The sequence below is a fragment of the Paenibacillus hemerocallicola genome (assembly GCF_006265175.1).
Classification (GTDB): Bacteria; Bacillota; Bacilli; order Paenibacillales; family NBRC-103111; genus Paenibacillus_AB; species Paenibacillus_AB hemerocallicola.
On record NZ_VDCQ01000085.1, the window covers coordinates 1 to 15,420 of the forward strand.

At 57.5% G+C, this 15,420-nt stretch carries 9 protein-coding genes; 2 read left to right on the top strand and 7 right to left on the bottom strand.

Going from position 1 to position 15,420, the window contains the following annotated elements:
* Positions 1–282 precede the first annotated feature (282 nt).
* Positions 283–1,773: a hypothetical protein gene (locus tag FE784_RS36110; RefSeq protein ID WP_139607099.1), complete on the top strand. Its 1,491-nt coding sequence runs from the start codon at positions 283–285 to the stop codon at positions 1,771–1,773.
* A 386-nt stretch (positions 1,774–2,159) separates the two neighbouring features.
* Positions 2,160–2,573, top strand: coding sequence for a topoisomerase C-terminal repeat-containing protein (locus tag FE784_RS36115; protein ID WP_139607100.1), 414 nt, complete (start codon positions 2,160–2,162; stop codon positions 2,571–2,573).
* Between the two features lie 147 nt (positions 2,574–2,720).
* On the opposite strand, the gene FE784_RS36120 is transcribed toward FE784_RS36115, so the two are convergent.
* The 7 genes from FE784_RS36120 to FE784_RS36150 all read right to left on the bottom strand — a co-directional run bounded on the left by FE784_RS36120 (position 2,721) and on the right by FE784_RS36150 (position 15,408).
* Complete coding sequence (locus tag FE784_RS36120) at positions 2,721–9,569, bottom strand: carboxypeptidase regulatory-like domain-containing protein (protein ID WP_176706763.1); 6,849 nt, start codon at positions 9,567–9,569, stop codon at positions 2,721–2,723.
* Positions 9,570–9,622: 53 nt separating this feature from the next.
* Entirely contained in the window at positions 9,623–10,612 is a 990-nt protein-coding gene (locus FE784_RS36125) for a Gfo/Idh/MocA family protein (RefSeq protein WP_139607102.1), read from the bottom strand.
* A 90-nt stretch (positions 10,613–10,702) separates the two neighbouring features.
* The gene (locus FE784_RS36130; protein ID WP_139607103.1) at positions 10,703–12,040 is read right to left on the bottom strand and encodes an ABC transporter substrate-binding protein; all 1,338 of its coding nucleotides are present in this window, start codon (positions 12,038–12,040) and stop codon (positions 10,703–10,705) included.
* A 218-nt stretch (positions 12,041–12,258) separates the two neighbouring features.
* The gene (locus tag FE784_RS36135; RefSeq protein WP_139607104.1) at positions 12,259–12,510 is read right to left on the bottom strand and encodes a hypothetical protein; all 252 of its coding nucleotides are present in this window, start codon (positions 12,508–12,510) and stop codon (positions 12,259–12,261) included.
* A 19-nt stretch (positions 12,511–12,529) separates the two neighbouring features.
* Positions 12,530–13,918, bottom strand: a complete 1,389-nt coding sequence (locus FE784_RS36140) for an extracellular solute-binding protein (protein ID WP_139607105.1) — start codon at positions 13,916–13,918, stop codon at positions 12,530–12,532.
* Between the two features lie 275 nt (positions 13,919–14,193).
* Positions 14,194–14,712, bottom strand: coding sequence for a helix-turn-helix domain-containing protein (locus tag FE784_RS36145; protein ID WP_139607106.1), 519 nt, complete (start codon positions 14,710–14,712; stop codon positions 14,194–14,196).
* A gap of 96 nt (positions 14,713–14,808) precedes the next feature.
* Complete coding sequence (locus FE784_RS36150) at positions 14,809–15,408, bottom strand: hypothetical protein (RefSeq protein WP_139607107.1); 600 nt, start codon at positions 15,406–15,408, stop codon at positions 14,809–14,811.
* Between the last annotated feature and the right edge of the window lie 12 nt (positions 15,409–15,420).

A 15,420-nucleotide genomic window follows, 5' to 3' on the forward strand; every position in this document is an offset into this window, starting at 1 on the left:
AGCTTTCCGCCCAACTGTAGTTTTGAACGTTTTGACGAGCGATCCCCTGACGCCGGCCTCCTCTTGTGCGTTAATTGGGTGGATGACAGATCATATTCTTTCTCAAGCCCGCTGACCAGCGTGATGACGAGCAGCGCGCGGTTCGATATTTTGTGGAGGACTTGAGGTGCTGGGCAGAATAATAATTCCTGAATTTTAGTCCGTTTTATCATATAATGGGAGAAAACATGTCGATCGTTACTGGAGCAGTTGCGAAAGCTATGGAACGGAGCCAGTCGCCCTATGAGACTACATAGTCATGCCTATGCAGCCAAAACCCAAGTACGCAACCAAAATCACCAGCCGGCAAAATCTTCAGGCCATTCCGGCAGCGGAACAGTTGCATCACATCCCCTGTTTTCCGCCGGCGGCATTATGCATCTGCAGCGTACCGTCGGCAACCGGGCCGTAGGCGGCTTGCTTCAACGCGCTTTGACAACCAATCATCAACTAACTCAGCAAGGGAACCCCTACATGGCGGAGAGTCCGGCTATTCAGCGGACGCTTGAGATCAACGGATACGAGAAAACGGCAGAAGAAGTGCCGGCGGACTATGATGAGCTGAAGAGCAAGAATATCAAAGGGCTCACCGAGGACAATTTCGAACAGGCCAGAAGCATCGTAACAGGCTGGGCGGAACGGAATATGGTCAAGTCTTTTACGGATATGAATATGGCATTTACCGCAGCGGTCAGACAACTCGGGGAGTTTCAGGATTTCAAGGATCAGGGCGGGAACCAAGACCTCGAAGACGATTTGCGTGGGTTCGGTTTTACGCAGGAAGAGGTATGGAGGATTTATGATGTCCTTGGAGATTCCGGTATGTACATGGAAAAACCGATGGCGACGGAGCTGCAAAATTTCAAGGAGGTTCACGAGTGGACCGGCGTTGATATCTGTTGTTCGGCGATGGGGTATGATTCTTTTGAAACTCTGCTGCTTGGGATGAAAGGGAAAAAATTCGCCGAGCACGCCACAACAATGGGGGTAGCTCATCTGGCCGAAATCGCGGGAGGAAAGCAGCCTGCCGACGTCCAAACGCTTATCACGAATTTAGGGGCCCCCTTCTTGGCGACTATCCCCGCTGACGTAGCCCAATTAATGATTGGCGCGCCGGCGCGGCAGCTTGCAGTAGCCGCCCATCAAGGCACGATGGGGCCTTGTCTGGATTCGGTGGCAAGAGCGAACCAGCTGTTCGGTTTGTTGGCCTGGGAATCCCCTGCTAATGTGGCTACGATGCTGGGGTTTCCGGGGATTTCCTTGGAAGATGTGGAATATATGCGTACACGCAGCGTGAACGGGGGCGTTCTGATCGGGTATTTGACGGAAGCGTCGGAGTACGGAATGTCCGCTGCCGAGCAGAAATCGATTCTCAATTCGCATGCTAACGATACTTTGCCGAATTTAAAGACGTTTTTGCAGGTGCACGTGGAGGGCAAAGCAGACCTTAAGGGGGCCGAGATCGGCAAGCTTTATAAAGATGGCCGCGCTGCTATCTCCTTCAGGGAAACAAGACAAACGGCACAGGAAAGAATTGAAGGCGGAGGGTTTCATATCTTCACGATCCAGGTCGGCGGAACCGATGTCGCCAATGAAATTCATATCCATTTCAGCCCGGGTCAGAACCGATTCAAGGAATACTCTGCAGCGCATATTAAGCCCGAAGCGTTCAGCGATATCCGTCATAATATCGGGTATGAGTTGGCTGTCGAATTGATCGGCGGCATTTCATAAACTAAAGCGCATCCCTTTACAAATGAGTGAAATCAGGTCTGTTGAATAACTACTAAATGGTAGAAAAGGGGGCGCCGAAATCGGTAAAATGTTTATACCCCTAAAAACGCAGTGATAGGCAAGTAAAATATAGGAAAAACCCGACATCAAATAACAACATATTCACGTATCGGGCCATTCGGCAACGATAGTTCAATGAAGCAGTGACAGTCTAGGACTTTATTTTCTCGTCCTTGGCTGTCGCTGTTTCAATTTCTGGGGTCAGTCTAATACTTATTTTATGGAACTGACGGTTTGGCGATTCGAAAAAACACTGGAATAAAGACATCCTGTCTAATACTTTAATTTCTGCTGACACGGGTTCCGTCGGGAATGGGATAATGTTCTTGTCACGGAATTATCCCCTAAAATGCTCACCAAAATTATCATGCAAGCCGGGCCGCGGCGACAAGGCCGGCCCGGGGCAGGCGACGCGCAATCGCGGCAACGCCGAACCCGCCTCCGTCCCCCGGCCGGGGGAACGCGAAACGCTCGGCGTCTGCCCGCGCGAAGGGTGCGGCGGCCATATTTTCATGGGCAACAAAGGGTACGGCTGCAGCAACTACAAGCTCGGCTGCAAGTTCGTCATCTGGAAGGAAAGCCTCGGCAAAACGCTCACCCCGGCGATGATCCGCAGCTTGATCGGCGAAGGCCATACGAACAAGCTGAAGCTGACCGACCGTTCGGGCGCGCCACTCGAAGGCTGTATCGTGTTGAGAGACCGCAACACCGGGCAGGTGGACATCGAGCCAATCGTGTAAACACCTAAACACCGCGACAAACCACAACCCCCATGCCGATATAAACTGACGGCCGGAGGTTGTGGTTTCGTTTTGCGGCTTTATTTGCGAGCCGCGAACGTTTCTTCTATTTTTTGTTCGTCGCCTCCCTCGGCGACGCGCGGCGGGCTAAAATCCGCTGGCCAGCAGCGCGTCAAACCTGATCCAAATGTTCTGCGAATCCGGATTTTTCTCCCCGGTCGCCCGTATTTCAATCGTATGCGCACCAAGCGGCAAAACGCCCGTATCGAACACAACATGCTGGAATTGTGCAGTGCCTCGCTTCATAAAATCATTCGTCGTCCGGTAAATGCCATCCACATAAATGTCGCCCAAACCGCCGTTTGGCGCCAACGTTCCGAGCACCTTTGCCCGCGTTCCATAAAACGGCACCCGCGCGGTCGCGCCTTTCGCCGTGCCGATCCATTCGCTGCCGCCGTACAGGCTGGCGCTCGTCGTCGTCGTCCCGGAGCCGGAATACATCACGAACGGACTCGTATTGTCGATCGCGGCCAGGCTGCGCGGGATGATTGCAATCCGCTCCGACGCCGCGGACACGTTGCCGGCGCCGTCGATCGCGTACACCACGTACAGGCCGGAGGCGAAATCGGTCGTGTCCAGCGCGGCCGCGACTCCCGCCGCAGCCGTCGCCCGAGCGCCGTACACCGCCCCGCCGACCGTGACGACGGACGCCGCTTCAATCGCCGTCTGCGTCGACGCCGTACCGGCCGGGACGAGGTGCCACACCCCGTTGCGCGACATCGTGGCCGACACCGGGTCACCGATCGCCGCCGCCCCGTATGTCACGCCGGACAAAACCGGCACCGGCGACCGTTCCAGCGTCACTTCGACGAACGTTGTCTGTCCGTTCTCCACGACGAATACATCAGACAAACCGTCCACGTAATCCAGCTTCGTCGCGGCAAGCTGCCAGCTTCCGCCCGGTGCGTTAACGATCGTGTAGCGGCCGTTTCCATCCGTCGTCGCCGCAGCGACTTCCTCTTGCCCGACAAGCCGCACGACCGCTCCGGTCAATGGAGCGCCCTCCTCGCCGTACACAGTCCCCGTTACGGTGCCGATCGACTCGTATCCGTTGACCAGAAGCGCGTCAAACCGAATCCAGTTGTTCAGCGAGTTTGCCCCGATTTCTCCCTTGGACACAATGTCCACCGTATGCGCGCCAAGCGGCAAAAGCCCCGTGTCGAACACGACCGACTGGTATTGCGCGGTGCCGCGCTTGACGAAGTCGTAAGTCGTCCGGTAAACGCCGTCCACGTAAATGTCAGCCAAGCCGCCGTTCGAAGCCCTCGTGGCGAGCACTTGCCCCCGCGTCCCGTAAAACGGCGCCCGCGCGGTCGCGCCTTTCGCCGTGCCGATCCATTCGCTTCCGCCGTACAGGAGGCTGGCGCTCGTCGTCGTCGTCCCGGAGCCGGAATACATCACGAACGGACTCGTATTGTCGATCGCGGCCAGGCTGCGCGGGATGATTGCAATCCGCTCCGACGCCGCGGACACGTTGCCGTCGCTGTCGATCGCGTATGTCACGTACAGGCCGGGGGCGAAATCGGTCGTCTCCAGCGCGGCCGCGATTCCCGCCGCAGCCGTCGCCCGCGCGCCGTACACTGCCCCGCCGACCGTGACGACGGACGCCGCTTCGATCGCCGCCTGCGTCGCCGCCGTACCGGCCGGAACGAGATGCAGCACCCCGTCGCGCGACATCGTCGCCGACACCGGGTCACCGATCGCCGCCGCCCCGTACGTCACGCCGGACAAAATCGGCACCGGCGACCGTTGCAGCGTCACGTCGACGGACGTTGTCTGCCCCGTCGTCACTTCGAATACGTCAGATAGCCCGTCAAAATAATCCAGCTTCGTCACCGCAAGCTGCCAGCTCCCGTTCGGCACTTCCGCAATCGCGTAGCGGCCGTCTTCGTCCGTCGTCGCAGCGACTTCCGCTTGTCCGACGAACCGCAAGACCGCTCCGGCCAAAGAAGCGCCGCCCGCACCGTACACGGTCCCCGCTACAGTGCCGATCGGCTCGAATTCGCGGACATCCCGGTAAGCCGTCACCGTGTAGACGTCGGAGCTGCCGTCCGAAGCGGCAACGGCGAGCGACAGCGGGTTGGCGCCGGGCCGGAGGGCGAGCGGGATCGTTGCCGCGCTGCCGTACGTCTGCCCGCCAACCGTGATGACGGCGTCGGGCCGGTACGTCTGCGCCGTGACCGTGAGCGCGGGCACGGCCTCGCCTACCAGCACGGCGTAGTCGCGCGTCTCCGGCGCAAACGGCGGGCTCAGCGCGCCCGGTGCGACCGCGAGGCCGCTCAGCGCGGCGGCGGAGGCGATTCGCTGCTCTGCGGCCGCATGCCGGTACCCCTCCGCCTGCACGACGATCCAGGCCGCGCCTTCCCCGGCCGGCAGCGCATCCGCGGCGAAGGCGATGCTGCCCGGCGAGACGGTATATTGGCCGCTCGCCAGCGGGACGCCGTCAACCGTCACGCCGGATATCTCGCTCCGCCATGCGGCGGAATCGGCGAACGTCATGGCGAACGCCTGCCCGGGATAGACCGGCCCGGCCGCCGCCTGTAAAGCCGGAGCGTCGGGCAGCAACTCCTTAATTTCCAACTGGATAAGCCCGAATTTGTAGTTACTCGAACTGGCGTCTTTCCCGTCGTTGACCAGCGTAATCCGGTGCGTACCCGCCGTTAACGGCATCGTCCCGATCGTCTCGAACGCGGTGCGCGCTCCGCCGATGCTGCTGTAGAAGTCGTAGGTCGCGAGTTCCGTGCCGTCGACGCTGATCTTGTACTTCCCGTAGCTGCCCGCCTTGAACGGCTTGATCCCGATGGCGTACGCGGCGTCTTCCGCCACCTCGAAGTCGAACGCGATGCTCTGCCCGGCCGCATTCGCCTCAAGCTGCACCATATTCGAACCGGTAACGTACAGCGTCGGCACCGTCTGCTCCGCGATGTTCAGATCGACGATATTGTACGTTTGCAGCGACCGGGATTGCGACGACATGACAACGCTTGCCGTCTTCCTCACTCCGTTCAACGTCACCTCGACGCTCACCGTGGCGGTTCCGTCACCGACCGCCGTGACGTTTCCGCTTGCGTCGACCGCCAGGACGGCGGGATCGCTGCTCGTAAAAACCGTTTCTCCCGCGGACAACACCGCGGGACTGCCGTCCCGGTTCACCCCGTACACGGCCAGCGGAACCGTCTCGCCTTTCGGCAAATCCCGCTGCGGCGTTTCCACAGTGATGGCTTGCAGCGGATTGCGGTCCAGCGCTTCCACGTTGGCGATTTTGAACGTATGCGCGCCGGTCCAGCTTTTCGCCGGATAAAACATCATCTGCGACGTCCCGTCCGCTTTCAGCTCGAATCCGGGATCGTATTCGGCCAGGACGATCGCCGTTTGTCCCGCCACGCTGCGGATGTCCCCGATTTTGTAACCGTTCGTCGATCCGTCAGGATGCGTTACGATGACGTATTTCCCTTTCAGGAGGGCGGCAATCGCCGGATCGATTGGCGTGCTTGTCACGATCGCGTCGTACGGATCGCCGTTCGCCTTGCGTTTCGTGCCGGTAATCGTCCCGGTGACGGAGCCTTGCGCGCTGATCTCCTTGCTTCCCTTCTTCAGTTCGGTCCCGCCGACGAGGTACATGTTCTGTACGACGCCGTCCTCCACCCGGATAAAGCCCATCTCTCCGCGCATCGTGATGTCTCCGACGACGAGCGGCTGGTCCGGATGCTCCGGCGAGCTGAGCAAATAGTCCGTGACATCGCCGTACGTCACCTTCACTGCCACTGCGCCTTCCGGCGACTGGCTTGGCTCCAGCCGTTTGATCGAATCGATCTTCGACCCGGCAGCGCCCGTATATGGCTCCAACGCCGTCACGAACGTGCTGTTCAAGTTGGCTGCTTCCCGTCTCAACACCAGCTTCGGCATGTCGTATTGGACCGCTTCGTCGTTCGTGTCCTTGCTTTTCCCGGACAAGCGTGTGGAGCGAATCGAAGGAGAGCGGGCCAAGTAAAGCTCGTTGCTTCCTTCCTCCAACAAGCCGGTAATTTTCAGGCTTGCTTTGTCCGCGCCATTGTCGGATGTCTTCAGCGTCACTTCGTACTTGTCGCCCGACAGTTCGGCCTTCTGCACATCGTTCACATAAATGTAGGCGGGATAGTTCCCTGCCGCCGTGCCGCTCTCGTTGAAAGTTTCGGCCTCGTGCACTTCCGTTCCCGGCGGCAGCAAATATGGGCCGTACGACTCGAGCGGCAAATCCGTCTTGAATTCGGCATCGCGGTTCGCGTCGCCCTGCAGCGTGTATTCATGTCGGCTGCCACCCTTTACGCGGAACAGATCCAGCACATATCCTTCGCCGCCGTTGCCGTCCGCAAACGGAACGAACCACGGCTCCCGGCTGTACGTTTCCGTCTCCGCGTAAGCGTTTTCTTCGCTTGCCCGCATCGCCTGGAACGTGCCGACGGAGGCGAAAGCCTCAATCGCCCCGCCGTCTTTGCCCGCGCCGGCCGTGGTCATGTTTTTGCCGTTGACGACGACGGTGTTATGGCCGAGCGTGGACAGGGTGAAATAGCGGTATTTCGTATACGTGTACCCGAGATCGGGCAGCAATTCCTGGCCCTGCGCGTACAAATTCAAATTGAGCGGATCGTAGTGCGTATGCCCGGACTTCGGCGTAAACTCCAAGTAAAGCTGTGTCCGGTCCGCGCCCGTTCCGCCGGACAGGCGGCCGATGCCGGCATCGGGCAGCAGCATAGAGCCGACGTCCGACCGCGGCGCCTTCGCTTTGTCCGACGCCCACGAATCCTGGACAGGCAGCAGTTGGCCGTTCGGGAAGGAAAGCAGGTTCGGGATTTCCTTCGCTTTGCCGATGATCGGAAAATCGTTATACATATCCAAATTGTCGAAATGCAGTCCCGAACGCGGTGAAACGTACCCGGTCGGGTCGCTATACCCTTGCAGCTGCCCGATCGCCGAATTCAGACCGTCGGTCGACTGCACGTGGTAGGAGGGCGCCACTTCGTACCAGAAGCCGTCGGACATATACCGCCTGTCGACGTATTCCCTCATCCATTCCACCACGTTATGAATGTAGTCAGGCTGCCCAATCGCCTTGCCGGCTTCGATCAGGCCGAGCCATTGGGTATAGTCCATATTGCCGAGCGTCGTCGGATAGCTGAGCGCATAATCGACGGACGGCATCACTACTTGCTCGACCAGCTTCTTCTCGACGTCTTCCCCGACTTCCTGGCTCAGCACTTGCAGGGCGTCCGTCTTCTTCACTTCCGTGTAAGCTTGCAGGAGCGGGCGCAGACTGTTCAGGTCGGATACCGACCAGCGGCTCCACATGCCGCCCCAATAGTTGAACGGCGGGCCGGAGGTGATGTTGATCGGATAGTTGTACCAGTTATAGTCGGTCGTCGGCACGTAGCCTTCGTACACTTGCGCGAACCGGTACAGCAGCCTTGCCGCTCCGAGCGGATCGGTTTTGGCGATCGCATTCGTCTGGTTGAGTGTATACGTTTTTTGCAAATACCACAGATGCGCGGACAAGAAGTACCGTTTGCCTTCGGCGTCTTGGTAGTACGGGTATTCCAGCGTTTCCCCTTTCCGGTTGACGGCGGTCACCGTGCCGGATTCCGGATACTGCGCGTTCGGATACGCCGTGCCGGTTTTGGGCGCAACCATGCTTTTGCCGTCGGCGGACAGCGTATACAACCCGTCCGGATTCAGCTCCGGCATTTCCGGCAATCCGGCGAAGCGGAAGCCGACCCGGTCCGGGATCAATTCGAGTATGTTCTCGACGGCCGCCGAGGCGGGGGCCGGCGTCACCGGAACGACATCGCCGGCGGGCGACGCCTGCTCCTCGTCTTCGATGCCCGCGTCGATCAGGCTGTCCCTGTCGAAGGTCAGTACGGCGAACCGACAATCGGCCGGATCGTCTTCGCAGGCCAGTATTTGCAGCTGGTACATGCCGTCGCGAAGCGGCCCGGGATGCGAGAACGTCAGTACGCTGCGACTTCCTTCCCAAGCGACCTGAACGTCGTCAAGCGTCGTCACGTTGCCGAGCGGATCTATCCATTTCAGCTCAAAGACAGTATCAACCGGTTCCAGACTGGTCCCGTCAAAGGACAACCGCTTCGTCGCAAAACCGGTATAGTCGAGCTCCGGTTCGAGCAGCGTCCAAGCAACGCCCTGCGTCGTTCGTTCGAAAAAGACGGAGCCGAGCCGCCCTTCGTCCACGACATTGGCCGGCACCTTTACAGCCCCCGACGTATCCCAGAAGCTCGACGTGCGGATCGGTACCCAGGAGGAGAGCGGCTTCGTATTCAGATGATGCAAGTGGATGATATTCATCCGCCATTCTGCGCCCGGCGAGACGACGGCGGACCCGAAGGCGGATAACGGAATGGCCGCTTCGACCGTAAAGACGCCGCCCGCCAACGACGTTTCACTGGAGAAGGCGCCGATCTTCACCCTTTGCGGATCTACGCCGTCGGGCGTCTGGTTCCAGCCCGTCGTGATCGTTCTTCCCGACGGGTTGACCGGTACCGCCGCCACATAATGCAGCCCGCCCGCCGTCTGCGGACTGATCACGATTTCGATTCGTTCCAGCACTTCCTTTTCTTCCTCGTCAAACGTTCCTCCGATGTACAAATTCGTCTCGTCGTAAGCAACTTTATAGGCGATGCCGCCGGTCGCCGGCTCGTTGTAATAAGCCGTGCGGAAATCGTCCAGCGGCGCGGCGCCGCTCCATGCCGCCTCATCCAATTTCCCATCGATGACGGGAGCGGCGGTCCATGCGGGAATCACGTTCCACTTGTTCGTATACGCCTCGATCGGAGCTTCACCTTCCTCAGTAATCGTTTGTCCGGCGGCCGATGTCCGATTTCCCGGGCCCAACAAACCGTACGGCACAATCATCATCAACGCCACGGTCCAGACCATCCATCTGCGCAATTGCCATTCCTCCTCGAACACGTTTATCTTCGAGCGTCTGCGGCCCGCCAACATCAGATGACGGCGACTTCCTCCGCTCTGCCGGTTTCGTGGGAGCGATATGCGGCATCGACGACGGCGGAGACGGTTTGGGCATACGTTCCCGTTATCGACAGCTCCGAGCCGTGCCCGATGGCGTTCAGCAAATCATCCCACTGCGGGGCGAACGGTTCGCCCGTTGCGCCCGTGTCGACAGGCTCGTAGCCGTTTGCTCCGCTGATCCAAAGCCCTTTTCTCGCCGCGATTTTCAGCGCTCCGTCCGTAAACAGCAGCTCCGTCTCATTGGCCGGCGGCGCGCCGCGATAGCCGAAGAGCGAGACGGAAGCCGTCGCTCCGTGCGAAGTGCGCATAAGCAAGCTGGCGCTTCCTTCGACATTGCCCCGTTCGCCGTAATGCGTCAGCTCCGCTTTTACGCTCGTTATTTGGCAGTCCGTCAACCACTGGATTTTATCGATCGAATGACTGCCGATATTGATGACGATCCCTCCGCCGGAAGTTTCCTTATCCAGAAACCAGGCCGGACGCTTCTCGTCGTAATAATACCCGTAGCGCCGATCGATGATCGTCACGAGCCGCCCCAGCTTGCCGGACTGAATCAGTTGCTTCGCTTTCACATTTTCCGCAAAATAATGCTGCATATGTCCCACGGCCAGCACAATGCCGCAGCGGGCAGCCGCAGCGTTGATGTCCGCGCATTCGCGCGCATTCATCGCCATCGGCTTCTCCAGCAGCACGTGGCACCCTTGCTCCGCGCACCAAATCGCCGCTTCTTTGTGCAAAACATGCGGCAGCGTAATGACGACAATGTCGGGCTTCTCCGCCTGTACCATCGCCCTGTAGTCCGTGTAAGGCCTGATCGCGTAAGCTTCGGCCGCCAAGCGAGCCCGCTCCCCGGCAATATCGGCGACGCCGACAAGCTCGGTTCGTTCGCTCGCCGCAAGCGTCCGCAAATGAAGGTTGGCGATCGTCCCCGCTCCGACAACAACTGCACGTAAAGTATGCATCTCTCCATCTCCTCTATATGTCGGGGAACAAGTTTCGACTTGTTCCCCGGACTTCTGTATCTGCTACTTCTGCAAAATAAAACTTCTTCTTTATTTTCTCGCATTTTCTTCGATGATTTTGGTCGCTTCCTCTTCAATTGTGCGGAACGCGGTGTTCATGTCCGTCTGGCCCTTGACGATGGCTTCGATCTGCTTCGAATACAGTGCTGAAATAGCCGCATCGCTGACCGTCATTTCCGGGAAAGCCGCAAATTTATTATAATTGACCGCATTCCAGTTTTTCCCTGCCGGCTTCGCTTCGGTTGCGAATACGCGCTTGATCGCATCCGTCTGCTTCGGCACGAGATAACCAATCTTGGCGAGGTCGCCGAGAACTTCATCCGAGACCATATACTTGATCACATCCATCGCCGCTTCCCGATTCCGGGTCTGGTTCGTCAGCCCCCAAAGCGTCGAGTTCATCGGACTGCCGGTTTTCGGCGCTTCCTTAAAGCTCGGCAACGCTACCATATCCCAATTGACTTTTTCCTCCTGCAGTGCCTTGTCGATAATGCCGATATTGGCATTGAACAAAACCATCGCCGTGTCGCCTTCGGTCAGATTTTTCGCCCCGCCGCTGAACGCCTTGTTGTTCGACTTGAGTGCATCATTCAGAACAGAGTTGCCGTAAATAATCTGGAAGTACGAGCGCCAGCGCTCATCGGTATTGATCGTCGGCTTTTGCGTCTTCGTGTTAACCAACGGGATCGACAACTGATTCGTTGCCGTCATAATGCCGGTATTTCCGGCGAATCCGTAGTATTGTTTGCCGCCCTCGTTGCGGGTCATCTTGGCTGCAAGCTGCATCGCATCGTCCCAGCTCATCCCGTCCTTCGGATACGCTACGCCGAATTGGTCAAACAACGTTTTGTTGTAAAAGAGTACGTGGTTGATGGCGCTTCCACCCGGGATGCCATACATGCCGCCTTTGGAAATGCTGCGGACGAAATTGACCAGTTGCTGTTCGAAATCCTTCGTCTGAACGCCGGCCTGATTGAGCAGCGGCTCCATATTGTACTGCAGCTTGTTAACGACTACGTCGTTCTCGAAGACGGTCGCGGCGCGGCCGATAATATCGATCGGCGTCCCGTTGGTTAGCAGATCGGTAATCTCCGATCCTTTTGTAGCCTGGTTATAGCGGTTAATCTTGTAGTCCGGAAACTTCTTGGCCAGCCGTTCGAGAAATTCCGGCGTAATCGTCGCATCGGGTGTCACGAGATTGATCTCGACCGGACCGCTCGGCTTCGCCGGCGCAACCGGCTCCGTTCCTCCGGCCGTCGCTTCTCCCGCTTCCGATTTACTTCCGGATCCTCCACCGCAAGCACTCAGCATGGCCGCCGTTCCCATACCGATAATACCCAGCTTCAACCATCTATTCATGTTTTTCATGGGTCAACCCCCTAATTTGAAATTCTCATTGTAAACTTCCGCCCTGCCTTCTGCTCCCGCTACGGATCCGACAGCTCAAGGAAAAACGGAATTGGCGCTATGTCGACAGCGGTCTCGCCCTGTTCGAGAGGCATCGCTCGCAGCTCGTTCATGTCCATGTAGCTGCTCAGAATCATCGAAAGCTTTCCCACCCGGCACAGCTTGTTCTGATCGAGATTTCATTCGGACAACGAATTGGGTGTAATATAAGGAAACTTCTCATGGATTTTGTCTCCGAACCTCGCCATAAAGCTGGCTTCGTCGAAATCCCCGGGCGACGAATAAAACACCAGATCCATCGGTTGTTTTTGCTCCGGCGCCTGACCGGTTGCTTCGTCCGCTTTGTTACCGCTTTCATTTTGCCGCCGGCGCAAGCCGTCAGCGAGGCTGCCGTCAGCGAGGCTGCCGCCAGTACGGCGGCAAGCAGCCATCGTCGATCCCTCCGCAAGTTCAGTCGCCCGCTTCGCTCGCGCCCGCCCGCGTTTCGCCGGACAACGCGCCGCGAATCCGGTCGCACAATTCGTTTTCGTCAATCATATCGGCCAAATAAGCTTTCAATTGTTGAAATATTTTGGGCAAAGACATAACCGGGATGCCCAAATCGCTATGGGTGCGGTAGGAAAACATCATCTCGCGAAACAACGCGTAACGCTCCGGGCGGTTGATGCCGACAGACGTCGAGGCGGCCGGCGAATAAGTGGGCAGTTGCGTGCTCGGAATGCTGAGCGTATGCTCGTAAATGTAATTCTGCGCACCGGCCGAAACGAAATAATCGGCCAGCAGCCGCGCCTCTTCCTTGTGTGCGGACTTGGCGCTTATGCCGATGCCGAGAACGATAACAAGCGTCCGCGGCTCGTAAATGAACGGAACCGGCGCCACATCGTACTCCAGATTCGCATGTTTCCACAAGTTCAGCCCCATGTAGGTGTTCAAAATCATCGACAGCTTGCCTTCCTCGAACATTTGCAAAATATCGCCGTTGCTCTCGGACAGAAACAGCGGGAACGCCTTCCGGTTATGAATGATCCGTTTGTACACCTTCATGCTCTCCAGCAGCCGGGTGCCGCGCAAATCGTTCAACTGTCCTGCGTTCCATTCGAACCGTTCACCGCTTTGCAGCAAAAAAAGAGGCCATCGATTCGTATCCTGCGCGTGAAAGCTGAATCCGTATCTGCCTTTGCCGTCCGACAATTTCTCCGCGCAGCCGAGCAAGTTGTCCCATGTCCAGCTTCCGTCCGGCTCCATCAGCCCGCATTCGCGGAAATGCGCTTTGTTGTAGCAAAGCACGATCGGCGAGAACACGACCGGCCGCATGTACAAGCTTCCCTCAACCGCAAACTGCCTGGCAAGTCCCGGGTACATGTCCTCGCGCCCGGTAAGCGGCTCCAGCTTCTTAATGGCTCCGTCCTCGACCATGCGCTGAAACTGATAATTATCGGCCAGCACCAAATCCGCGTCTCCCGTATTCCCTTGCCCATCAATCCCATGGGTCTCTACCGAAATCCACGGAAATTGCCGGTGGAAGTTGTCCAGCAGCCCGGAAAGCTCGAGATTGCGCTGCGCAACAACGTTGCGGGCCAGCACCAGCTTCACCGGAGGGCGTCCGGCCGCGACCCGGTTCCCGATTCTCGGCACCTTCTCGATCCAGCCTTCGCGGACGAGCGTTTCCAACGCGGTGCGCACCGCGTTGTTGCTCATGCGGAATCGTTCCATCAGCGTACGCTCCGTCGGCAAATATTCGCCTAGGGCATAGCGGCCTTCGATCATTTCGTTGCGCAGCGTGCCGGCCATTTGCTCCAGTTGCCGGTTAAATTGTTCCTTGGTCGGTCGTATTCCCATCGTTCAACGCTCCAATGTCGGTCATTTTCAACTACCGCTTAGTTTATCATGAACTTATACTTCCCGCCTCCCCGTCTGCATAAGTAACCCCTGAAACCGCCTTCTGACTCTCAAAAATAAGTTAACATGGGAGTCAAGGTTATAAAAAAACAACTTTCAAGAACAATTTCATTATATATGACCAAAAAAAACGATGTCAATCCATATTTATCTAAGTCAAATTAATAAATTATTAATATTATCAGAGTCAAATGACTGTATTAGAAAAGCCCGTATTATACTCTGTGGAGGTTGCGGTATTGGGAGGAACTCATCTTCATCGCTTTGGAAAATACCCGACTCAAGTAATAGGCGTTCTGGTAGCCGGTTTTGTGCGCAATCGTTTCCAGCATATCGTCCGTTTCGACCAACAAGGCGGATATTTTCTGAAGGCGCAGCGCGGCCATATTGACTGGGGGAAGTCCCTCCGTATAACGTAAAGAGATGATTTCGCGCGAGCTTTTCAGCTTCTCGACATAAGTCAGAAATGAAGATATTTGAGGAAACGTATACTTTCCGTAATACGGGAACGGGATCGCCGAATTTTCCGAAAAGCAATGAAGCTCAAATACCGCAAAATGAAAAGCGATCGTTGTCATCGCTTTGCGATAAAGCACTTCGCCAGGCGGACGCCATCCAATTTCGTGGCGCCCGCGATCAGCCGGCCGTATTCGTCCGATAAGCGGCGCGAGCTTGCTTGCGATACGTTCTATCAATTGCCCCGCCGTTTCGCGCGGCTGCTTCGTCTCCTTCATGAAATCCCATAGTTTCCCGGAAGCAACGAATCTCTTTTCTGAAGGGTCGAGCGCAGGAAGCGGCTCCTTCCCGCCGTTCAGGACACACAGATTGTGCTAGCGCCTGTAGCCGATGTACAGCCAATCGAGCTCTATACGGTCGACACGGCTCAGGACATGCCCGAGCAGCGCCGCAACGGTAGCCCGGCATGTCTTGTCCCTGAAATCGCTGACGAGCGGATAAATGCCCTCCAACGGGAGCTCGTCGCGGAAAGACTCCCAGTACCGGTTGCCGGGCCACTGCGGCCCGTCGTGATCGCGCAAAAACGCCTGTTCGAACGGCGTCGGCTCATACGGAAGGTCCGGGCTCCACATCGCTTTCGCGAGCGTATCGAGCATCGGGACAAACGGTCCGATACCGGGCTCGTACGCCTCGTAGACGACGCCGTCCACGCTCTCCTTCCGGAACGATCGGAGATCGTCCAAATAAATCGGCAAATTGGGCCACGGCAAAGCGAACAAGTTCTGGATCATCCTATTTTCAAAAACGTACAGTGTTCCCGGATAAGCGGCCCGCCATTCCCGGAGACGCTCGAACAAATACCGGTTGACCGGGACGTCCGCCGCCTGCCCGTCGACTTGATTTTCCGTGCCGTTCTTGTACGGGAAATCCGCATGCTCGAGCGACTCCCTGCTACAGATTGTGTTTGTGTTCAAGGAAAGCGCAAC

Coding starts and splice junctions, on each gene's coding strand:
- FE784_RS36125 (WP_139607102.1), bottom strand. CDS start 10,612: ATGCATACTTTACGTGCAGTTGTTGTCGGAGCGGGGACGATCGCCAAC.
- FE784_RS36140 (WP_139607105.1), bottom strand. CDS start 13,918: ATGGGAATACGACCGACCAAGGAACAATTTAACCGGCAACTGGAGCAA.
- FE784_RS36135 (WP_139607104.1), bottom strand. CDS start 12,510: ATGGCTGCTTGCCGCCGTACTGGCGGCAGCCTCGCTGACGGCAGCCTC.
- FE784_RS36145 (WP_139607106.1), bottom strand. CDS start 14,712: ATGAAGGAGACGAAGCAGCCGCGCGAAACGGCGGGGCAATTGATAGAA.
- FE784_RS36110 (WP_139607099.1), top strand. CDS start 283: ATGAGACTACATAGTCATGCCTATGCAGCCAAAACCCAAGTACGCAAC.
- FE784_RS36130 (WP_139607103.1), bottom strand. CDS start 12,040: ATGAAAAACATGAATAGATGGTTGAAGCTGGGTATTATCGGTATGGGA.